At 71.6% G+C, this 21,731-nt stretch carries 19 protein-coding genes and 1 rRNA gene; 17 read left to right on the top strand and 3 right to left on the bottom strand.

Features of this window, described 5'->3' with window-relative positions:
• Positions 1-113: 113 nt before the first annotated feature.
• Positions 114-2,030, bottom strand: coding sequence for a glycoside hydrolase family 2 protein (locus ACIQUC_RS12325; protein ID WP_402267206.1), 1,917 nt, complete (start codon positions 2,028-2,030; stop codon positions 114-116).
• An 84-nt stretch (positions 2,031-2,114) separates the two neighbouring features.
• Entirely contained in the window at positions 2,115-2,570 is a 456-nt protein-coding gene (locus ACIQUC_RS12330; protein ID WP_402267209.1) for a MaoC/PaaZ C-terminal domain-containing protein, read from the bottom strand.
• Positions 2,571-2,659: 89 nt separating this feature from the next.
• On the opposite strand from ACIQUC_RS12330, the gene ACIQUC_RS12335 reads away from it, so the two are divergent.
• Positions 2,660-3,931, top strand: a complete 1,272-nt coding sequence (locus ACIQUC_RS12335) for a phosphotransferase (RefSeq protein WP_402267212.1) — start codon at positions 2,660-2,662, stop codon at positions 3,929-3,931.
• Positions 3,932-4,033: 102 nt separating this feature from the next.
• Here the strand turns inward: ACIQUC_RS12335 and ACIQUC_RS12340 are convergent, their stop codons facing one another.
• On the bottom strand, positions 4,034-4,381 hold the full coding sequence (locus ACIQUC_RS12340; protein WP_402267215.1) for a DUF1844 domain-containing protein: 348 nt from the start codon (positions 4,379-4,381) through the stop codon (positions 4,034-4,036).
• A gap of 284 nt (positions 4,382-4,665) precedes the next feature.
• Between ACIQUC_RS12340 and infC the strand changes: the two genes are divergently transcribed.
• The 16 genes from infC to ACIQUC_RS12420 all read left to right on the top strand — a co-directional run.
• The gene (gene infC, locus ACIQUC_RS12345; protein WP_083858072.1) at positions 4,666-5,328 is read left to right on the top strand and encodes a translation initiation factor IF-3; all 663 of its coding nucleotides are present in this window, start codon (positions 4,666-4,668) and stop codon (positions 5,326-5,328) included.
• A 61-nt stretch (positions 5,329-5,389) separates the two neighbouring features.
• The gene (gene rpmI / locus ACIQUC_RS12350) at positions 5,390-5,584 is read left to right on the top strand and encodes a 50S ribosomal protein L35 (protein ID WP_022903519.1); all 195 of its coding nucleotides are present in this window, start codon (positions 5,390-5,392) and stop codon (positions 5,582-5,584) included.
• Between the two features lie 28 nt (positions 5,585-5,612).
• A complete protein-coding gene (gene rplT / locus ACIQUC_RS12355) occupies positions 5,613-5,996 on the top strand; it encodes a 50S ribosomal protein L20 (RefSeq protein ID WP_022908516.1) in 384 nt (127 codons plus the stop codon).
• A 66-nt stretch (positions 5,997-6,062) separates the two neighbouring features.
• Positions 6,063-6,932 (top strand): RNA methyltransferase, encoded by an 870-nt coding sequence (locus ACIQUC_RS12360; protein WP_022908515.1) that lies wholly within the window; start codon positions 6,063-6,065, stop codon positions 6,930-6,932.
• A gap of 70 nt (positions 6,933-7,002) precedes the next feature.
• Complete coding sequence (gene pheS / locus ACIQUC_RS12365; protein WP_402267220.1) at positions 7,003-8,043, top strand: phenylalanine--tRNA ligase subunit alpha; 1,041 nt, start codon at positions 7,003-7,005, stop codon at positions 8,041-8,043.
• The gene (gene pheT, locus ACIQUC_RS12370; protein WP_402267223.1) at positions 8,043-10,535 is read left to right on the top strand and encodes a phenylalanine--tRNA ligase subunit beta; all 2,493 of its coding nucleotides are present in this window, start codon (positions 8,043-8,045) and stop codon (positions 10,533-10,535) included. Before pheS ends, pheT begins: the two co-directional genes overlap by 1 nt.
• Before the next feature lie 77 nt (positions 10,536-10,612).
• The gene (locus ACIQUC_RS12375; protein ID WP_402267225.1) at positions 10,613-11,710 is read left to right on the top strand and encodes an N-acetyl-gamma-glutamyl-phosphate reductase; all 1,098 of its coding nucleotides are present in this window, start codon (positions 10,613-10,615) and stop codon (positions 11,708-11,710) included.
• Positions 11,707-12,909 (top strand): bifunctional glutamate N-acetyltransferase/amino-acid acetyltransferase ArgJ, encoded by a 1,203-nt coding sequence (gene argJ, locus ACIQUC_RS12380; RefSeq protein ID WP_402267228.1) that lies wholly within the window; start codon positions 11,707-11,709, stop codon positions 12,907-12,909. The genes ACIQUC_RS12375 and argJ overlap by 4 nt, the downstream gene beginning before the upstream one ends.
• Positions 12,909-13,949 carry an acetylglutamate kinase gene (argB, locus tag ACIQUC_RS12385; protein ID WP_022908511.1) on the top strand — a complete coding sequence of 347 codons (1,041 nt, stop codon included), beginning with the start codon at positions 12,909-12,911 and terminating at the stop codon, positions 13,947-13,949. Before argJ ends, argB begins: the two co-directional genes overlap by 1 nt.
• Positions 13,946-15,184, top strand: a complete 1,239-nt coding sequence (locus ACIQUC_RS12390; protein ID WP_402267231.1) for an acetylornithine transaminase — start codon at positions 13,946-13,948, stop codon at positions 15,182-15,184. Before argB ends, ACIQUC_RS12390 begins: the two co-directional genes overlap by 4 nt.
• The gene (argF, locus tag ACIQUC_RS12395; RefSeq protein WP_402267233.1) at positions 15,181-16,128 is read left to right on the top strand and encodes an ornithine carbamoyltransferase; all 948 of its coding nucleotides are present in this window, start codon (positions 15,181-15,183) and stop codon (positions 16,126-16,128) included. Before ACIQUC_RS12390 ends, argF begins: the two co-directional genes overlap by 4 nt.
• A 15-nt stretch (positions 16,129-16,143) precedes the next feature.
• Positions 16,144-17,340 (top strand): argininosuccinate synthase, encoded by a 1,197-nt coding sequence (locus ACIQUC_RS12400; protein ID WP_022908508.1) that lies wholly within the window; start codon positions 16,144-16,146, stop codon positions 17,338-17,340.
• Positions 17,341-17,542: 202 nt separating this feature from the next.
• Positions 17,543-18,994 (top strand): argininosuccinate lyase, encoded by a 1,452-nt coding sequence (gene argH, locus ACIQUC_RS12405; RefSeq protein WP_402267237.1) that lies wholly within the window; start codon positions 17,543-17,545, stop codon positions 18,992-18,994.
• Positions 18,991-19,686, top strand: coding sequence for a DNA-3-methyladenine glycosylase (locus ACIQUC_RS12410; protein WP_402267240.1), 696 nt, complete (start codon positions 18,991-18,993; stop codon positions 19,684-19,686). Before argH ends, ACIQUC_RS12410 begins: the two co-directional genes overlap by 4 nt.
• A 59-nt stretch (positions 19,687-19,745) precedes the next feature.
• Entirely contained in the window at positions 19,746-21,059 is a 1,314-nt protein-coding gene (gene tyrS, locus ACIQUC_RS12415; protein WP_402267243.1) for a tyrosine--tRNA ligase, read from the top strand.
• Positions 21,060-21,639: 580 nt separating this feature from the next.
• Positions 21,640-21,731, top strand: a 16S ribosomal RNA gene (locus ACIQUC_RS12420); the annotation flags it as partial.

Below are 21,731 nucleotides of genomic sequence, written 5' to 3' on the forward strand. Positions count from 1 at the left end.
CGCGTCGGTCTCTCGCCGATCTCCGCGTCTCGTGAGCAGCAGTGGTCGGGTCCGTTCGACGGACCCGACCATTCCTGCTCACCGAGGACGTGCCTCCCGGCTCCTGCGCCCGGTCAGCGCCCGGTGACCGCCCGTCGGATCTGCTCGATCGGCATCTTCGGGGTGCGGTCGGCGTGCAGCAGGCCGTTCGTCTCCTGCATCGTGTCCGTCAGCTGCGTGTAGCAGGACCCCGCCAGGAACGAGCTCGCCCGGATCGCGTCGTACAACGCGGTGATCCGGGCGATCCAGTCGTCACCGTCGGCCGCGGTCGTGTAGCCCCAGCCGTCCTCGCGCTGGACGCCCGGCTGGTGGTTCACGCCACCGAACTCGGTGAGCATGACCGGCTGCCCGCGGTCGACCGCACCGCCGACGAGCACCAGGCGGTCCGCCGGCCCCGTGCCGTGGAACAGCTCCGTCCGAGCGGCCTCGTCGGCGTACGTCGCGGCGAGCCGATGCCCGTCGCCCTCGTAGTCGTGGATCGTGGTGATGTCGGAGTCGACGTGCTCCCAGCCGTCGTTCGAGATCACCGGGCGGGTCGGGTCGATCGCCCGGGTGACGTCCGCCAACGCCCGCGCGTAGGCCTGCTGCGCCGGGTCGGTCGCGATGTGCTGGACGCCCCAGCTCTCGTTCGCGGGGACCCACGTGACGATCGAGGGGTGTGAGGCGTCGCGTTCCACGGCGTCCATCCACTCCCGCATCAGCCGCTGCACCGCCCGCGGCGAGAACGCGTAGGCGCCGGGTGCCTCGCCCCACACCAGGATGCCGAGCCGGTCCGCCCAGTAGAGGAACCGGGGGTCCTCGATCTTCTGGTGGTTCCGCGCGGCGTTGAAGCCGAGCTCCTTGATGAGCTCGACCTCGCGGCGGAGGGCAGCACGCGACGGCGCCGCGATGTGCGAGTCCGGCCAGTAGCCCTGGTTGAGGACGCTCCGGACGTCGTAGCTCCGACCGTTCAGCAGGAACGCGCCGCCGCCGACCCCGACGGTGCGGACGCCGAAGTACGTCGAGACGGCGTCGAGGCTCCGGCCGTCCGGGTCGAGCAGTGCAACGGTCGCGTCGACGAGCCGCGGCGTCTCCGGGGACCAGTGCAGTTCGTCCTCGGCCTGTCCGTTCGCCTGCCGCGCGATGGGGACGAGCACGTCGAACTCGGTCCCGGTGTCGCCGAGCGTCGACTCGATGGTCGCGAGGTGCTCGTCCTGCTCCTCCCAGCGGGCGTCGACGCGGAGGCGCTCGCCGCCCACCCGGGGTCCGGCGGTGCGGACGGTCAGACGGAGGGTCTGGTGGTCGACGGTCGTCCAGCGGAGGTACTCGATCGACGTCGTGGGCACGGCCTCGAGCCAGACCGTCTGCCAGATGCCGGTGGTGCGGCGGTACCAGATGGCGTGCGGCTCCTCGTGCCAGTCCTGCTTGCCGCGGGGCTGGGTGAGGTCGTGCGGGTCGTCCTCGGCGCGGACGACGAGCGTGTGCACGGCGTCGGCGCCCGCCTGGCCGTCGATGCCCGCCTGGCCGTCACCGTCGGCCTGGCCGTCGATGCCGCCCGCCGTCAGGGCGTCCGTGACGTCGAACGAGAACGGCGTGTGGCCGCCCTCGTGCGCCCCGACGAACCGGCCGTCGATGAAGACCCGCGCGCGGTGGTCCACGGCGCCGAAGTGCAGGAGGAGCCGCGGAGCCGCGTCGCCGTGGCCGGCTGCCTGCAGGTCGGCGCGGTCGATGGTGCGGGAGTACCAGACGACCGGGTGGAAGCCCGGCTCGTCGATGCCGGACGCGACGGACTCCGGTGGGAACGGGACGACGATGTCCCGCGCGTCCGGGAAGCCCGCCCGCCACCGGGGGTCGTCGCCGTCGTTCCGGAACGACCAGGTGCCGTCGAGGTCGGCCCAGTGCGTGCGGAGCATCTGGGGCCGGGGGTACTCGCCGCCCTGCCGGGTGGCGAGCGGGAGGGCGTCGGGGGAGGCGGTGGCGGGTGCGGCGACGATGCCGTCGAGCGAGCTCATGGCACCATGCTGGCGTGCTCCGTACATCGTTGTAAAGAGCACGTCGACGATTGCCGGAGCGTCCGTCGGGGTCCGCCCGGCGGCTCAGTCGATCGCGGCGTCCCGGGTGAGGACCATGACGTCCATGCGGCCCTGCTGCACGAGCTCACCCCGCTGGTTCCGGAGCGAGACGGTCCGCTCGACGATGCCCGTCCGCCCCGAACTCGTCAGCCGGGTCGACAGGATCTCCACCTCGCACGTCAGGGTGTCCCCGATGAACACCGGCGCGGTGAAGCGCCACTGGTCGATGCCGAGAAGGGCGACCGCCGACCCCTCGAAGACCCCGGTGCGCGCGATCAGCCCGAGGCAGAGCGAGGTGCCGAGCAGCCCGTGCACCACCCGCTGGCCGTACCGGGTCTTCGCGGCGAACTCGACGTCGGTGTGGACCTGGTTGTTGTCGTTCGTCCACGAGGCGAACGACACGACGTCCGCCTCGGTGATGGTCCGGCCCGGGGTCGTGAAGGTCTGTCCGGCGGCGAGGTCCTCGAGGTAGTGCGGCACCCGGTCATCCTCGCAGACCGGCCGTGGGCCGGCGCCGCGTGCCGAGCCGGACGCACCACCCTCAGGCCCCGGCGCGTACGGTTCGCCCCATGAGCGACGAGGCACCCGTCCCCGCCCCCGGCGAGCCCACCGACCGCACCCTCGCGGGCTGGATCGCCCACCAGCGCTGGTACACCGCGAAGGGCGGGACCCCCCGGCTCCGCACCCTCGCCGAGCCCGCCGGGACCCGGCTCGTCCTCGACGACGTCCCCACCGGCCCGGTCCTCTACCAGGTGCCGGTCGGCACCGACGACACCGGGGCCGTCCGCGACGCGACCACCGACCCGGACTGGATCCGCGGCCTCGCGGCCCGCATCGACGCCGACGACGAGAGCCTCGTCCCGATCGGCTCGGTGCGGAGCTCCCGGGTGCTCAGCGGCGAGCAGTCGAACACCTCGGTGATCTGCGAGACCGACTCCGGGGCCGAGGTCATCGTGAAGGTCTTCCGCGTGCTGCACCACGGCGACAACCCGGACGTGACCACGCAGCTCGCCCTCTCGGTGGCCGGCAGTGCCCGGGTGCCGCGCGTCCACGGCGCACTCCGGGCGTCCTGGCCGGACGCGGGCCGTGCCGACGGCACCGCGACCGGGCACCTCGCCTTCGCGCAGGAGTTCCTGCCCGGCCTACAGGACGCCTGGCGCGTGGCGCTCGGCGACGCCCGCGACGGCACCCCCTTCGCCGCCGACGCCGAGCGGCTCGGTGCCGCGCTCGCCGAGGTGCACCGCACCCTCGCCGAGACCCTGCCGACCGAACCGGCCGACGAGGCCCGCCGCACGGCCGCGATCGCCACGATGCACGGCCGGCTGGACGCCGCGGCACGCGAGGCCCCGGCGATCGCCGAGCACGTCGACGCCGTCCGCGCAGTGTACGCCCGGGCAGCCGACGCCGAGTGGCCGGACCTGCAGCGGATCCACGGCGACCTGCACCTCGGACAGGTGCTCGCCGCCCCGGAGCCCCGCGGATGGGTCTTCCTCGACTTCGAGGGCGAACCGCTCCGCCCGCTCACCGAACGCTCGTTGCCGGACGTCACGCTCCGCGACGTCGCCGGCATGCTCCGCTCGTTCGACTACGTCGCCGGTGCGCTCGCGCAGGACGCCGAGCCCGTCGACGCCGGGGCGTGGGCACACGACGCACGGTCGGCGTTCCTCGACGGGTACCAGCGGGGGACGGGATCGGACCTGCGGGCACACCGCGAACTGCTCGACGCGTTCGAGCTCGACAAGGCCGTCTACGAGGTCGTCTACGAGACCCGCAACCGTCCCGACTGGGTCGGCATCCCGCTCGCCGCGGTCACGCGCCTGGTCGCGCGCAGCGCGGCCTGACCGACCGACCGAGGGCTGCGGCCCGGGACGGGACCGGACGACGGACGGGAGGCGCGGTGCCGGCGGGCACCGCGCCTCCCGTGGGTCATCGGGTGACGCCCGTCAGGTGACGGGGCCGGTGTACTTCTCGCCGGGGCCAGCGCCCGGCGCGTCCTGGATGCTCGACGCCTCGCGGAACGCGAGCTGCACCGAGCGGAGGCCGTCACGCAGCGGACGAGCGTGCTGGTCCCCGATCTCCGTCGCGGCGGCGGTGACGAGCCCCGCGAGCGCGGTGATGAGCTTCCGTGCCTCGTCGAGGTCGGTCTGCTCCTCGGGGTCGTCCGCGAGGCCGACCTTCACGGCCGCCGCACTGAGCAGGTGCACGGCCACGGTGTTGATGAGTTCGACGGCCGGCACCTCGGCGATGTCGCGGGCGGCCTCGCCGGGCTCGGGGGATGGGGTGTCGGTCACGGTGCTCCTCTGCTAGACTCTTCCGCGGCAGATGCTGTCTGCGTGCCCGGACTCGTGCGAACGAGGCCGAACACGTGCTCAGCGTCATGAAAGAGGAGTCTCTCCCACCCGCGGCCGCGCACCACAGGCTACCGGGTCCACACCGCTCCACCGGCGTCCGCGCCGGTCGGCCGTCCCGCAGGGGTCGGCGTCGGGCGGCTGCCGAACGGGTCGAAGATCCGTGCGTCAGATCTCCTCTCTCGTGCCGTCGCCCAGGGCAAACGCCCCGGACGGCCACCACCTGATTGAAGGAGCTCCGCATTCCCGATCCCCGTACCAACGACCGTATCCGCGTCCCCGAGGTCCGACTCGTCGGCCCCCAGGGCGAGCAGGTCGGCGTTGTCCCCATCGCCGTCGCACTGCGCCTCGCGCAGGAAGCCGAGCTGGATCTGGTCGAGGTCGCGCCGAACTCGAAGCCGCCCGTGGCCAAGATCATGGACTACGGCAAGTTCAAGTACGAGGCCGCTCAGAAGGCCAAGGAAGCCCGTCGCAACCAGGTGAACACGGACCTCAAGGAAGTCCGGTTCCGCCTGAAGATCGACGTGCACGACTACGAGACGAAGCGCAAGCGCGCCGAGGGCTTCCTCCTCGGTGGCGACAAGGTGAAGGCGATGATCCTCTTCCGTGGTCGCGAGCAGTCGCGTCCGGAGCAGGGTGTCCGTCTCCTCCAGAAGTTCGCCGAGGAGATCGCCGAGTTCGGTGTCGTCGAGTCGCGTCCGACCCAGGACGGCCGCAACATGACGATGATCATCGCCCCGCTCAAGAACAAGTCCGACGTCAAGGGCGAGCAGAACGCCAAGCGCGCTGCTCAGAAGGCCGAGCGTCGTGCGTCGGAGCACGCTGCGAAGGGCAAGGAGACCACGGACGTGGCTCCCGAGTCCGAGCAGGCCGAAGCTCCCGCCGAATAGGTCCCACCGACCGATCCCGCAACGACGCGGCCCCCCATCCATCCCACGGAAAGGCACCACCATGCCCAAGCAGAAGACCCACTCCGGGTCGAAGAAGCGCTTCAAGGTCACCGGTAGCGGCAAGATCATGAAGCAGCAGGCCGGTATGCGTCACAACCTCGAGGTCAAGAGCGCCAAGCGCAAGGCCCGCCTCAACGAGGACCAGGTCCTCGCCAAGGCTGACGCGAAGAACGTCAAGAAGCTCCTCGGCCACTGAGCCCCGCAGAACGTAAAGGAATAGATCAATGGCACGAGTAAAGAGAGCGGTCAACGCCGCCAAGAAGCGCCGCGTCATCCTCGAGCGCGCCGAGGGCTACCGCGGTCAGCGTTCGCGTCTGTACCGCAAGGCCAAGGAGCAGGTCACCCACTCCCTCGTCTACGCGTACCGCGACCGTCACGCGAAGAAGGGCGAGTTCCGTCGCCTCTGGATCCAGCGCATCAACGCCGCGTCGCGTGCGAACGGCCTGACCTACAACCGCCTCATCCAGGGCCTCGGCCTGGCCGGCGTCGAGGTCGACCGTCGCATCCTCGCGGACCTCGCGGTGAACAACCCCGAGACCTTCGCGGCGCTCGTCGAGACCGCCAAGAAGGCGCTCCCGGCCGACACCTCGGCCCCGAAGGCTGCGTAGTCAGTTCTTCTGCTCCCGAAACCCCCGCCGGTCCGGCGGGGGTTTCGTCGTTCCTAGACTTGTCCCGTGAGCGATCTCCTCGAGAACCCCAAGGCCGGCCGTGTCCGCGCCGTCGCAGCGCTGTCGAAGAAGGACGTGCGCGCCGAGACGGGCCTGTTCCTGCTCGAGGGGCCGCAGGCGGTGCGCGAGGCCATCGAGTACCGCCCGGAGCTCCTCCGCGAGCTCTACGTGACCCCGACGGCCGCCGCGCGCTACGGCCTCGACGACGCGCCCGTCGACACCTGGTTCGTCACGGAGCAGGTGCTCGACGCGATGGCCGACACCGTGACGCCGCAGGGCGTCGTCGCGGTGTGCCAGCAGTTCCCGACGTCGGTGAAGGACGTCTTCCCCGACCCGGGTGCGGTCGTCGAGACCGACGACGACGCGGGCCAGGAGGCGCGGGGCGGCCTGCCGGGGATCGTCGCGATCCTCGAGGAGGTGCGTGATCCGGGCAACGCCGGCACGATCATCCGTGCGGCCGACGCCGCCGGCGCCGACGCGGTGGTCCTCACCGGGCGCAGCGTCGACCCGTACAACCCGAAGGTGGTCCGGTCGACCACGGGATCGCTCTTCCACGTCCCGGTGTCGGTCGGCGTGACCCTCGCCGACGCGGTGACCCGTGCCCGGGGCCTCGGTTACACGATCCTCGCCGCCGACGTCTCGGGCGACGACCTGCCGGAGGTCCGCGCCGACGGCATGCTCGACGGCCCGACCGCCTGGGTGTTCGGCAACGAGGCCCGCGGCCTGACGAGCGAGGACCTCGCCCTCGTCGACCGTGCGGTCAAGGTGCCGATCTACGGCCGGGCAGAGTCGATGAACCTCGCGACCGCGGCGTCCGTCTGCCTGTACGAGTCGGCGTTCGCCCAGCGCACGGCCCGGTCCTCCACAGGGGACTGACGCGCCGGGTCGATCCACCCGTCCGGCGGGACGGGCCGCGGTATCCCAGGGGCCGGTAGGCTTGGGCCTCGTGTCAGAACCTCTCGAGATCAGCGAATCGGCCGTCGCCGACGCCGTGGACCGGGCCCTCGCTGCGGTCCGTGCCACGACGACCGTCGCCGAGCTGAAGCAGGCCAGGGCCGAGCACACCGGCGAACAGTCCGCGCTGGCGCGGATGAACGCGTCGATGCGCAGCGTGCCGCCGGAACAGAAGGCCGCCGCGGGCAAGCTCGTCGGACAGGCCCGTGGCCGGGTGAACCAGGCGGTCGCCGAGCAGGAGTCCGTGCTCGCCGAGGCCGAGGAACGCGCACGGCTCGACGCCGAGCGCGTCGACGTCACGGCGCTCCCGACCCGCCGGGCGCCCGGGTCCCGGCACCCGCTGTCGCTCCTCAACGAGACCGTGGCCGACATCTTCGTCGGCATGGGGTGGGAAGTGGCGGAGGGCCCCGAGCTCGAGCACGAGTGGTTCAACTTCGACGCGCTGAACTTCGACCCGGACCACCCTGCCCGTGCCATGGCCGACACGATCTTCGTCGAGCCGGTCGAGCGGCACCTCGTCATGCGCACCCACACCTCGCCGGTGCAGGTGCGGTCGCTGCTCTCGCGCGACCTCCCGCTCTACGTCATCGCACCGGGGCGGGTCTACCGCGCCGACGAGCTCGACGCCACGCACCTGCCGGTCTTCACCCAGGTCGAGGGCATCGCGATCGACAAGGGCCTGACCATGGCGCACCTGCGCGGCACGCTCGAGCACTTCGCGCGCCAGATGTTCGGGGCCGAGGCGCAGATCCGCCTCCGTCCGAACTACTTCCCCTTCACGGAGCCCAGCGCCGAGATGGACGTCTGGCAGCCGAACGCCAAGGGCGGCGCACGGTGGGTCGAGTGGGGCGGCTGCGGCATGGTCAACCCGAACGTCCTGCGAGCCGCCGGCATCGACCCGGCCGAGTACCAGGGCTTCGCGTTCGGCATGGGCATCGAGCGGACGCTGCAGTTCCGCAACGGCCTGAACGACATGCGTGACTTCCTCGAGGGCGACATCCGCTTCTCGCAGCAGTTCGGAACGGTGGTCTGATGCGCGTCCCACTCCGTTGGCTCGGCGAGTCCGTCGACCTCCCCGACGACGTCTCCCTCGAGCACGTCCACGCGGCGCTCGTGTCGGTGGGCTTCGAGGAAGAGGACGTCCACACGTACGACCTCACGGGTCCGATCGTCGTCGGCCGGGTGCTCGAGCGTGAGCCCGAGCCGCAGAAGAACGGCAAGACGATCAACTGGTGCCAGGTGGACGTCGGCGAGCCCGAGCCCCGCGGCATCGTCTGCGGCGCGCACAACTTCGACGTCGGCGACCTCGTCGTCGTGACGCTCCCGGGTGCGGTCCTGCCCGGGCCGTTCCCGATCGCCGCGCGCAAGACGTACGGGCACGTGTCCGACGGCATGATCGCGTCGGCCCGCGAGCTCGGCCTCGGTGACGAGCACGACGGCATCCTCCGCTTCGCGGACCTCGGCATGGAACCAGAGGTCGGCGCCGACGCCATCGCGCTCCTCGGGCTCGACGACGCCGCGGTCGAGATCAACGTCACGCCGGACCGCGGGTACGTGCTGAGCATGCGCGGCGTCGCCCGCGAGTACGCCCACGCGACCGGTGCGACCTTCCACGACCCGGTCGAGCGCGTCACGCCCCGCTCGGGCGAGGGCTTCCCCGTCACGATCGACGACACCGCGCCGATCCGGGGCCGGGTGGGCGCGCACACGTTCGTCACCCGCGTCGTCCGCGGGATCGACCCGACCGCGACGACCCCGGCGTGGATGGTCTCGCGTCTCGCCCTCGCCGGTGTCCGGTCGATCTCGCTGCCCGTCGACGTCACGAACTACGTCATGTTCGAGCTCGGCCAGCCGCTGCACGGGTACGACCTCGCCACGCTGCAGGGTGGGCTCGGCGTCCGTCGTGCGATCGCCGGCGAGACCCTGACGACCCTCGACCACGTCGACCGGACGCTCGACCCCGAAGACCTCGTCATCACCGACGACGCCGGTCCCGTCGGCCTCGCCGGCGTGATGGGTGGCGCCCGGACCGAGATCTCCGACCGGACCACCGACGTCCTGATCGAGGCGGCGGGCTTCGACCAGGTGTCCATCGCCCGGACGGCGCGTCGGCACAAGCTCCCGAGCGAGGCGTCCCGACGCTTCGAGCGCGGCGTCGACCCGCTCGTCGCCGAGGCCGCCGCGAACCGTGCCGTCGACCTGCTCGTCGAGCTCGCCGGCGGCACCGCCGACGCCCTCGGCTCGACGCTCGTCGACACCGAGCCCCGCCCGACGGTCACGATGCGCATCGCCCGTCCGTCCGAGCTGGTCGGCGTCGACTACACCGACGCCGAGGTCGTCGACACCCTCCGCGCGATCGGTGCGTCGGTCGACGTCGACGGCGACACCCTCGCCGTCACCCCGCCGACCTGGCGCCCCGACCTCACCGACGACACCACCCTCGTCGAAGAGGTCGCGCGCATCGTCGGCTACGACCGGATCCCGAGCGTCCTCCCCGTCGCACCGCCCGGCCGCGGGCTCTCCGGGCACCAGCAGGCACGGCGTCGCGTCGCCGCCGCACTGGCCGCCGACGGGCTGGTCGAGGTCGTCACCGCACCCTTCGTGTCCCAGGCCACGCAGGACGCGTACCCGGGCATCGACGGCGAGGGCGGCCCGAGCGTCGTCCTGGCCAACGCCCTCGACAGCGAGCAGAGCCTCCTCCGGCGCAGCGGCGTCCCGGCGCTCGTCGACGCCGCCCGCCGCAACGTGTCCAGGGGGCTCGTCGACGTCGCGCTGTACGAGACCTCGCGGGTGTTCCTGCCGGTCGCGGGCGAGACGCTCGGGACCGACACGGTGCCTGCCGGTGCGGCCCTGCCCGACAGCGACACCCTGGCCGCGCTCGACGCGTCGTTGCCCGCGCAGCCGTTCCACGTGTCCGCGCTGCTCACCGGCAACCGGGTCGTGAAGCAGCCCGGCGTGCAGCCCGAGCCGTACGGCATCGCGGACGCGCTCGACGTCGCCCGCTCGGTCGCCTGGGCCGTCGGCGTGGACCTCACGGTCGCGCAGACGACGCACCCGTCCCTGCACCCTGGTCGCGCGGCGGCGCTCCTCGTCGGCGGGCGCGTCGTCGGCGTCGCTGGCGAGCTCCTGCCCGAGCTGACCGAGGCCGCGGTGCTGCCGCGGGTGGTCGCGGTCGTCGAGCTCGACCTCGACGCCCTCGTCGCTGCGGCACCCGAGCTCGTGTCGGTCGCCCCGATCGTCTCCTACCCGGCGGCGACGCAGGACCTCTCCCTCGTGGTGGGTGCCGACGTCCCGGCGGGTGACGTGCTGGACGCCGTCCGCGGTGGTGCCGGAGACCTGTTGGAGTATGCTCGGCTCGTGGACGACTACCGGGGCTCCGGCGTGGACGAGGGACAGAAGTCCCTGACGTTCGCGCTGCGCTTCCGCGCCACGGACCGCACGCTGACCGCTGCCGAGGCCACCGAGGCCCGTGACGGCGCAGTCCGACGTGCCGGCGAGCGATTCGGGGCGACCCTGCGCGACTGATCCCATCGGGACCAGCACCGCCCGGGGCCGCCGCCTCCGACTCTCTCGACGACCAGTCCGACCAAAGGTGGAATCCCATGTCCGTATCCGTCGCCGTGGCGGGAGCCTCCGGCTACGCGGGCGGTGAGCTCCTGCGCGTGCTCTCCGCCCATCCCGAGTTCGACGTCAGGACGGTGACGGCGTTCTCGAACGCCGGACAGCCGCTCATCGCGACGCAGCCGCACCTCCGCTCGCTGTCGCACCTGACCCTCGTCGAGACGACGGCGGAGAACCTGCGCGGACACGACGTGGTGTTCCTCGCGCTGCCGCACGGGCAGTCCGGCGCGATCACCGAGGAACTGGGTGGGGACGCCCTGGTCGTGGACTGCGGGGCGGACCACCGGCTGACGGACCCGGCGGCGTGGGAAGCGTTCTACGGCGGCGAGTACCACGGCGCGTGGACCTACGGCCTGCCGGAGCTGCTGCACGCGGCACCGACGCCCGGGTCGGCCGACGAGTGGCGGGACGTCGACGACATCGAGACGCAGGGACGGCAGCGCGCGGCCCTCGTCGGGACCAAGCGGATCGCCGTCCCCGGGTGCAACGTGACCGCGGTGACGCTCGGCATCCAGCCGGGCATCCAGGCCGGCCTGGTCGAGTCCGACGACCTCGTCGCCGTCCTCAGCGTCGGTCCGAGCGGTGCCGGCAAGAAGCTCGCGACGACGTACCTGGCGTCCGAGATCATGGGCTCCGCCAGTGCCTACGCGGTCGGCGGGACGCACCGGCACGTCCCCGAGATCCAGCAGAACCTCGTGGTCGCCGGGGCCGCCGACGTCACGATCTCGTTCACGCCGGTGCTCGTCCCGATGGCCCGTGGCATCCTCGCGACGACGACCGCGAAGCTCGCCCCCGGCGTGAGCGCACGCGACGTCCGCCTCGCGTGGGAGCAGGCCTACGCCGACGAGCCCTTCGTGCACCTCCTGCCCGAGGGCGAGTTCCCCCGGGTGTCGGACACGATCGGTGCCAACACCTGCCTGGTCGGCATCGCGGTCGACGAGGCCGCAGGCCGCGTCGTCGCGGTCAGTGCCCTCGACAACCTCGCGAAGGGCACCGCCGGAGCGGCGGTCCAGTCCACGAACATCGCCCTGGGCTTCCCGGAGACCCTCGGCCTCAGCACGGACGGAGTCGCACCGTGAGCGCAGACGCAACCCAGTCCACCCAGGGCGACCCGGGCCTCCAGGGCGTCACCGCGGCAGCGGGGTTCCGCGCGGCGGGCGTGACGGCGGGGCTCAAGGCGAGCGGCACGCCGGACGTCGCCCTCGTCGTCAACGACGGACCGGCGGCCGCGGTCGCCGCGGTGTTCACGAGCAACCGGGCACAGGCACACTCCGTCATCTGGTCGCGCCAGGTCGTCGGTGACGGTGTGGCGCGCGCGGTGGTCCTCAACTCCGGCGGTGCGAACTGCTTCACCGGCCCCTTCGGCTTCCAGACCACCCACCTCACGGCCGAGGCGGTCGGCGCGGCACTGGGCATCGGCGCGGGTGACGTCGTCGTCTGCTCGACCGGGCTGATCGGGGTCGGCGACCAGACCTTCCGCGACAACGTCCTCCGGGGCGTCGACCTCGCGAGTGCGGCCCTGTCGTCCGACGGCGGCCCGGACGCAGCGACCGCGATCATGACCACGGACACGAAGCCGAAGCAGTCGGTCGTCTCCGAGGACGGCTGGACCGTCGGCGGGATGGCCAAGGGCGCCGGCATGCTCGCGCCGGGCCTCGCGACCATGCTCGTCGTCATCACGACCGACGCGGTCCTCGGCTCCGACGACCTCGACCAGGCGCTCCGCGCGGCCACGCGGGTCACGTTCGATCGCGTCGACTCCGACGGCTGCATGTCGACGAACGACACCGTCGTGCTGATGTCCTCGGCAGCGAGCGGCGTCACCCCCGAGGTCGGTGACTTCCAGGAGGCCCTGACCGCCGTCTGCGCGGACCTCGCACGGCAGCTGCAGCAGGACGCGGAAGGCGCGAGCCACGACATCGCGATCGAGGTCGTGCACGCCGCGACCGAGGACGACGCCGTCACGGTGGGGCGGAGCGTCGCCCGCAACAACCTGTTCAAGGCCGCGGTGTTCGGCAACGACCCGAACTGGGGCCGGGTGCTCGCGGCGATCGGCACCACCGACGCCGAGTTCGACCCCTACGCCGTCGACGTCTCGATGAACGGCGTGCGCGTCTGCCACGCCGGCGCACCCGACGAGCCGAGCGACCGCGTCGACCTGACCCCACGCGACACGCACGTGCTGATCGACCTCGGGGTCGGCCCGCACGCGGCGACGATCCTGACGAACGACCTCACGCACGACTACGTGCACGAGAACAGCGCGTACTCCAGCTGATGGCCGACGACACCGGATTCCTCTCGAAGGAAGAAGAGCACGAGCTCGCGACCGTCAAGGCCGCGACGCTCATCGAGTCCCTGCCGTGGCTGAAGCGGTTCTCGGGCAAGATCGTCGTCGTCAAGTTCGGCGGCAACGCGATGATCAACGGGGACCTCAAGCGCGCGTTCGCCGAGGACATGGTCTACCTCCGCTACGCCGGCCTGCACCCGGTCGTCGTGCACGGCGGCGGCCCGCAGATCTCCGCCGCCCTCAAGGAACAGGGCATCGAGTCCGAGTTCCGCGGCGGGTACCGCGTCACCACGACCGAGGCGATCACGGTCGTCCGCGACGTGCTCGCGGGCGAGGTCAACCGCGAGATCGTCGACCTGGTGAACGAGCACGGCGAGGGCCTCGCGGTGGGCGTGTTCGGTGACGGCGGCTCGCTGTTCACCGGCGAGAAGAAGGGCGTCGTCGTCGACGGCGAGCACTTCGACCTCGGACACGTCGGCGACATCACGCACGTGGACCCGTCCGGGGTGCTCGCCGCGATCGAGGCCGGTCGCATCCCGGTGGTGTCGAGCATCGCGATCGACGACGCCCACCCCGACCAGGCGCTCAACGTGAACGCCGACGCCGCGGCCGGAGCGCTCGCGATCGCCCTCAAGGCGTCGAAGCTCATGATGCTCACCGACGTCCCGGGCCTCTACCGCAACTGGCCGGACCGCGACTCGATCGTCGACCTCATCGCGGTCGAGGAGCTGCGCGCACTCCTGCCGTCGCTCGAGTCGGGCATGATCCCCAAGATGACCGCGTGCCTCGACGCCGTGGTCGGCGGGGTCGGCGGGGCGACGATCATCGACGGGCGCATCCCGCACTCGATCCTGCTCGAGGTCTTCACCCTGCGCGGTGCCGGCACCGAGGTGATCCCGGACCCCAGCCGACGCACCGAGAACCAGATGACCCACGCCGAGATCGGCCGACGCGTCGCAGCACCGTCGACCGACAGCGGCACCGGCCAACACGTGGCCAGCACGACCGAGAAGGGACAGCAGCAGTGAGCACCGAGACGCAGACCGAGACCTGGAACGACCGGTTCGGGGCGTCGCTCATGCGATCCCTGACCCCGCCGAAGATCATGCTCGAACGTGGCCAGGGCTGCCGCGTCTGGGACGTCGACGGCAACGAGTACCTCGACTTCCTCGCCGGCATCGCCGTCAACTCGCTCGGCCACGCGCACCCCGCGCTGGTCGAGGCGATCAGCGACCAGGCCGCGAAGCTCGTGCACGTCTCGAACTACTTCGCGACGCCGCCGCAGCTCGAACTCGCCGAGCGACTCAAGCGCATCACGGGTGCCGGGGACGCCGGCCGGGTGTACTTCGGCAACTCCGGCGCCGAGGCGAACGAGGCCGCCTTCAAGCTCGCGCGCCTCAACAAGGGCGCCGACGGCCGGAAGACCCGCATCCTCGCCCTGAAGCAGGGCTTCCACGGCCGCACGATGGGTGCGCTCGCGCTCACCGGCAAGCCCGCCCTGCAAGAAGACTTCCTGCCGATGGTCCCGGGTGTCGAGCACATCGACACGTCCGTCGACGCCCTCGAGGCGGCCCTCGACGACACCGTGGCCGCGCTGATCCTCGAGCCGATCAAGGGCGAGGCCGGCGTGGTCGACCTGCCCGAGGGATTCCTCCTCGCCGCCCGTCGCCTGACCGAGGAGCACGGCGCGCTGCTGATCCTCGACGAGATCCAGACGGGTGTCGGCCGCACCGGCAACTGGTTCACGTACCAGGGGCACGGCTTCCAGCCGGACGCCGTCACGGTCGCCAAGGGCATCGCCGGCGGGTTCCCGATCGGGGCGCTCGTCACCTTCGGCTGGGCGTCCGACCTGTTCTCGGCCGGCCAGCACGGCTCCACGTTCGGCGGCAACCCCCTCGGCACCCGGGTGGCGAACGCCGTCCTCGCCGAGATCGAGCGCGCGGACCTCGTGTCCGGTGCGGTGACGAAGGGGGAGCGCATCCGCGCGGGCATCCAGGGCATCGGGTCACCCCTCGTCGAGGAGGTCCGCGGATCCGGCCTGCTCATCGGGGTCGGACTCACCGGGCCGATCGCCGCCGCCGTCAACGCCGCCGCGCTCGAGCGCGGTCTGATCATCAACGCCCCGAACGAGTCGAGCCTGCGCATCGCGCCGCCGCTCATCGTGTCCGACGCCGAGATCGACGAGTTCGTGTCGATCCTCGGCGAGAGCCTCGCCGCAGTCGCCGCCGAGCAGGGCACCACCACCCAGGAGACCTCAGCATGACCCGTCACTTCCTCCGGGACGACGACCTCAGCCAGGCGGAGCAGTCCGCGATCCTCGACCTCGCCGAGCAGATGAAGGCCGACCGCTGGGGCGCGAAGCCCCTCGCCGGGCCGCAGAGCGTCGCCGTGATCTTCGACAAGTCGTCGACGCGGACGCGGGTGTCGTTCCACGTCGGGATCTCCGACCTCGGCGGCAGCCCGCTCATCATCTCCACCGCCAACAGCCAGCTGGGCGGCAAGGAGACCCCGACGGACACCGCGCGGGTCCTCGAGCGCATGGTCTCGGCGATCGTGTGGCGCACCTACGGTCAGGCCGGACTCGAGGAGATGGCGGCGGACACGAGCGTGCCCGTCGTCAACGCCCTGTCCGACGACTTCCACCCGTGTCAGCTGCTCGCCGACCTGCTGACCATCCGCGAGCACCGCGGCACCCTCGCCGGGCAGACCGTGGCGTTCGTCGGCGACGGCGCGAGCAACATGGCGCAGTCCTACCTGCTCGCCGGCGCCACCGCCGGCATGCACGTGCGGGTCGCGGCGCCGTCCGCGTTCTCGCCCGCCGCCGATGTCGTCTCCGACGCCGAGCGCCGCGCTGCCGAGACCGGCGGGTCGGTCCTCGTCGTGACGGACCCGGTCGCGGCCGTCGCCGGTGCGGACGTCGTCGTCACGGACACCTGGGTGTCGATGGGCAAGGAAGACGAGAAGCAGGCGCGCCTGGACACGTTCAACGGGTACCGCGTGGACGACGCGATGATGGCGCACGCCGCCGACGACGCCGTCTTCATGCACTGCCTGCCGGCCGACCGGGGCTTCGAGGTCACGGCCGAGGTCATCGACGGTCCGCGCAGCATCATCTGGGACGAGGCGGAGAACCGGCTCCACGCCCAGAAGGCACTGCTCGCCTGGCTCCTGGCAGCGAACGCGACCGGCGCCCCGGCGACCGCCTGACCGAGGGAGACCACCGTGGCAGACCGCGTCGTCCTCGCGTACTCCGGCGGACTCGACACGTCCGTCGGTATCGGCTGGCTGCGTGAGGCCACCGGCAAGGACGTCGTCGCGCTCGCGGTGGACGTGGGCCAGGGCGGCGAGGACCTGGCGGCGATCCGGCAGCGCGCACTCGACTGCGGCGCCGTCGAGTCGATCGTCGTCGACGCCAAGGACGAGTTCGCGGACGACTACCTCGTGCCCGCGCTGCAGGCGAACGCGTCGTACCAGAAGCGCTACCCGCTCGTCTCCGCGTTGAGTCGGCCGCTCATCGCGAAGCACCTGGCGCTCACGGCGAAGCAGCTCGGCGCCGACAGCGTCGCCCACGGGTGCACGGGCAAGGGCAACGACCAGGTCCGGTTCGAGGCCGCGGTCGCGGCGATCGCCCCCGACCTGACGAGCATCGCGCCCGTCCGGGACCTCGCGCTGTCCCGAGACGAGGCCTTCGCCCACGCCCGGCAGCGGGGTCTGCCGATCGGGCAGTCGGAGCGGTCGCCGTGGTCCGTCGACCAGAACGTGTGGGGTCGTGCGGTCGAGACCGGGTTCCTCGACGACCCGTGGACCGCGCCGGTCGAGGAGCTCTACGCGTACACGCAGGACCCGACCGTCCCGCGTGACCCGGACGAGGTGACGATCACCTTCGAGCGGGGCGTGCCGGTCGCCATCGACGGCCAGCGCTTCAGCGTCCTGCGCGTCGTGCAGGAGCTCAACGCGCTCGCCGGCAAGCACGGTGTCGGCCGCATCGACGTGGTCGAGGACCGCCTCGTCGGCATCAAGTCGCGCGAGGTCTACGAGGCCCCGGCTGCCGTGGCGTTGATCACGGCGCACGAGGAGCTCGAGAACCTGACCCTCGAGCGCGACGTGAACCGGTACAAGCGACGCGTCGAGTCGGACTGGGCCGACCTGGTCTACGACGGACTGTGGTTCAGCGGGCTCAAGCGGAGCCTCGACGCCTTCATCGCCCACACCCAGCAGCACGTCTCGGGCGACGTCCGGCTCCGGCTGCACGCGGGCCGCGCGGTCGTCACGGGTCGTCGGTCGAGCCAGAGCCTCTACGACTTCGAGCTCGCGACCTCCGAGACGGGCGACGCCTTCGACCAGTCGCGGTCGAAGGGCTTCATCGACATCTGGTCGCTGCCGAGCAAGATCTCCGCCCGACGGGACCTCGCGAACTGACCCGGACCCCAGACCGCGACCCCCGGACCCGGCACCCCGAACCCCGACCCCGGACCCCGGACCCCGAACCCCGACCCCGGACCCCGGACCCCGAACCCCGGACCCCGAACCCCAGACCGCGACCCCCGGACCCGGACCCGGACCCAGAACCCCGACCCCGCACCACCACCCCAGCACCGCTCGACCGGATGACGAGAGAACCATGACCGACGCGAACCAGCCCGCCGCCAAGACCGACGCCACCAACACCGGCGCCCTCTGGGGTGGCCGCTTCGCCAACGGCCCGAGCGCCGAGCTCGCCGCCCTCTCCCGATCGACCCACTTCGACTGGCAGCTCGCCCCCTACGACATCACCGGTTCGCGGGCTCACGCCCGGGCCCTCGCCACCGCCGGGTACCTGTCGGCGGACGAACTCGAGCGGATGCTCGCCGGACTCGACCGCCTCGAGGCCGCGCACGCCGACGGCTCCCTGCAGCCGGCCGACAGCGACGAGGACGTGCACGGCGCCCTCGAGCGCCTGCTCATCGCCGATCTCGGCCCCGAGCTCGGCGGCAAGCTGCGGGCCGGCCGGAGCCGCAACGACCAGATCGCCACGCTCGGCCGGATGCACATGCTCGACCACGGCCGCCGCATCGGCCACCTCGTCATCGACCTGGTGGACGCGATCTCGCAGCAGGCGAGCGAGCACCCCGGCGCGATCATGCCGGGCCGGACGCACCTGCAGCACGCACAGCCGGTCCTGCTCGCACACCACCTGCTCGCCCACGCGTGGCCGCTCGTCCGCGACCTCGAGCGACTCCGGGACTGGGCGGACCGCGCGAGCGTCAGCCCCTACGGTGCCGGTGCCCTCGCCGGCAGCTCGCTGGGACTCGACCCGTCGGCGATCGCCCACGAGCTCGGCTTCGCCCGCCCCGCGGACAACTCGATCGACGCGACGGCGGCACGCGACGTCGTCGCCGAGTTCGCGTTCGTCCTCGCCCAGATCGGCATCGACGTGTCCCGCCTGGCGGAGGAGGTGATCCTCTGGAACACGAAGGAGTTCGGGTTCGTCCGGCTCCACGACGCGTTCTCGACCGGGTCGAGCATCATGCCGCAGAAGAAGAACCCGGACATCGCCGAACTCGCCCGGGGCAAGTCCGGTCGGCTCATCGGCAACCTGACGGGCCTGCTCGCGACGCTCAAGGGCCTGCCGCTGGCCTACAACCGGGACTTGCAGGAGGACAAGGAGCCCGTCTTCGACTCGGTCGCCACCCTCGAGGTCCTGCTCCCCGCCTTCACCGGCATGATCGCGACCCTGACCTTCGACACCGACCGGATGGCCGAGCTCGCTCCGCAGGGCTTCTCGCTCGCGACGGACGTCGCCGAGTGGCTGGTCCGGCAGGGGGTGCCGTTCCGCGACGCGCACGAGGTCTCCGGCGCCCTGGTCCGGTACTGCGAGGAGCGGGGCGTCGAACTCGACGACCCCACCGACGACGAGTACCGGACGGTCTCCGAGCACCTCACCCCCGAGGTCCGCGGCGTCCTCACGATCGAGGGCTCGGTCGCATCGCGCGCGGGGATCGGCGGCACGGCGCCGGACCGGGTCGCCGAGCAGCTCGCGTCGCTCACCCGACGCGTCCACGACCTGGCGGAGGGCGCGCCCTTCACCCGATGACCCACCCCACGCTCGCGCTGCTCTCCGAGCCGGCACCGGTCTCCGCACCCGCGCTGCTCGGTGCGACGATCGCGGGCAGGGGTGTGACCCTGCGCATCACCGAGGTCGAGGCCTACGCCGGCCCCACCGACCCCGGGTCGCACGGCCACCGCGGTCCGACTCCGCGGAACCGCCACCTGTTCGGACCGCCCGGGACCCTCTACGCCTACCGTTCGTACGGAATCCACACCTGCGTGAACGTGGTCGGCGGTCCGGACGGCACGTCCTCCGGCACGCTGCTCCGCGGGGCGCAGGTCGTCGACGGGGTCGAGACGGCGCGGGCCCGACGTGGTGCGGCCGTCGCGGACGTCGCCCTGGCGCGTGGGCCCGGCAACCTCGGCGGCGCGCTCGGTGCGGTCCTCGGCGAGGACGACGGCAGCGCGCTCCTCGACGGGTCCGGCCCGTACCGGCTCACGTTGGCTCCCGGCCTGGAGGCGCGGCTCGCCTCCGACGGCCCGGCTCGCGTCGTCGAGGAGCTCCTGTCCGAGACGGTGCCCGGCCCGACCGGGACGGGCACCGTCCCACGGATCTCGCGCGGACCGCGCACCGGTGTCGCCGGCGTCGCCGGCGGCGCGCGGTTCCCCTGGCGCTTCTGGCTCACCGGCGACCCGACGGTGTCGCCGTACCGGCGGCACAGGGGTGCGCTCGACTGATCCCCACCGGCACGGCCGACCCGCGCCTCCTGGCCCGTCTGCGCCGCTACGATGGCTGGGTGTCCAGTGAATCCGCTCACGATGTCCTGACGCGCCAGCAGAACGACCCGACCTTCGCCTCGGTCTGGGACGAACTGCGCTGGCGTGATCTGGTGCACGTCTCCACCGACGAGACGGCACTCGAGGAGGCCCTCGACGGTGAGCCGATCACGTACTACTGCGGCTTCGACCCGACCGCAGCCTCCCTGCACTGCGGCAACCTCCTGCAGCTGCTCACGATGCGTCGGATCCAGCTGGCCGGCCACAAGCCGCTGGCACTGGTCGGCGGATCCACCGGCCTGATCGGCGACCCCCGGCCGACCGCCGAGCGCACGCTCAACACGCGCGAGACCGTGGGGGAGTGGGTGACGCGTCTGCAGGGGCAGGTCTCACGGTTCCTCAGCCCGGACGGCGAGAACGGCGTGCGGTTGGTGAACAACCTCGACTGGACGGCACCGCTGTCGGCGATCGACTTCTTGCGGGACATCGGCAAGTACTTCCGCGTGAACTCCATGCTCAAGAAGGACGCCGTGGCCGCGCGTCTGAACTCCGACGCGGGCATCAGCTACACCGAGTTCAGCTACCAGATCCTGCAAGGGCTGGACTACCGCGAACTCTTCCTGCAGTACGGGTGCACGCTGCAGACGGGTGGGTCGGACCAGTGGGGCAACCTCACCTCGGGGACGGAGCTCATCCGACGGACCGAGGGTGCGACCGTGCACGCGCTCGGCACGCCGCTGATCACGAACTCCGACGGCACGAAGTTCGGCAAGAGCGAGGGCAACGCGATCTGGCTCGACCCGGAGATGACGTCGCCGTACGCCTTCTACCAGTTCTGGCTCAACACGGCGGACGCCGACGTGGTCGCCCGGCTGCGGCAGTTCACGTTCCTGTCCCGCGCCGAGATCGAGCGGCTCGAGCACGCCGTGGCCGACGAACCCTTCCGACGAGAGGCGCAACGGACCCTCGCGTTCGAGGTGACGGCCGTCGTGCACGGGGTCGAGGCAACGCAGGCGGCGATCGATGCGGCGGCGGCCCTGTTCGGCAACGGCGACCTCGGTGCGCTCGACGCCGGCACGCTCCGGTCGGCGATCGCGGAGCTCCCGGGGTCCGTGGTGTTGCCGGGTGACGCCGACGTCGCCCGGGCGCTCGTCGACACCGAGCTGGTGAAGTCCCTCGGCGAGGCCCGCCGCGCGATCGACCAGGGCGGCGTCTACGTGAACAACGCCCGAGCCGACGACGCGACCGCGCAGCTGTCCGGCCTCGCCCTGCCCGGCGGGGTGGTCGTGCTCCGTCGTGGCAAGAAGACCCTCGCCGGCGTGACGCTGTCCTGATCGTCCCGGCCCGTCGATGCCCGGTTCCCCTGGTGGGAGCCGGGCATCGCTGCGTTCGGCACCGGTTGTTGCAGAACGCGACACGCCCGGGATGTGGCGCGTCTTGGCGCACCCGCTCAGAGCTGCGTATAGTTCTTACTCGTCACCCCAAAGGTGCGGCGGAGCGGCTGGAGCGAGAGCCCAGAGCCTGCCGGCCTCAAGCGGGACCATCCTCCACTGAAGTTCAGACCTGGCCTTGCGCTGGATCGCTTCGACGCCTAGGATGACTACTCCACCGGTTCTCTCCCTCGGGATGAGCCACAGGGCCTCTGGGTCCGACGCAGGTTTCGTGCCTGGCCGGTGACTACCAAGAACGAAAGCCTCTCTGGCGGAACCTCTTTCGAGGTCGAGTGGGGAGTGCGTCTGGTCCTTGAGAACTCAACAGCGTGCACATTGTCAATGCCAATTTATTGACCCCGTGCCTGGTCTGCTTCGGCAGGTTGGGTCGGAGACAATTCCTTTTGGATTGAAGATTGTCAGTAGACAGTCAACGGTCAGAATCAACTCGGTTCGATGCTTTCGGGTGTCGGATCTGTAATTTTTTACGGAGAGTTTGATCCTGGCTCAGGACGAACGCTGGCGGCGTGCTTAACACATGCAAGTCGAACGATGATGCCCAGCTTGCTGGGTGGA

Origin of the sequence: Curtobacterium sp. NPDC098951, from assembly GCF_044759965.1 — a bacterium.
Taxonomy (GTDB): Bacteria; Actinomycetota; Actinomycetes; order Actinomycetales; family Microbacteriaceae; genus Curtobacterium.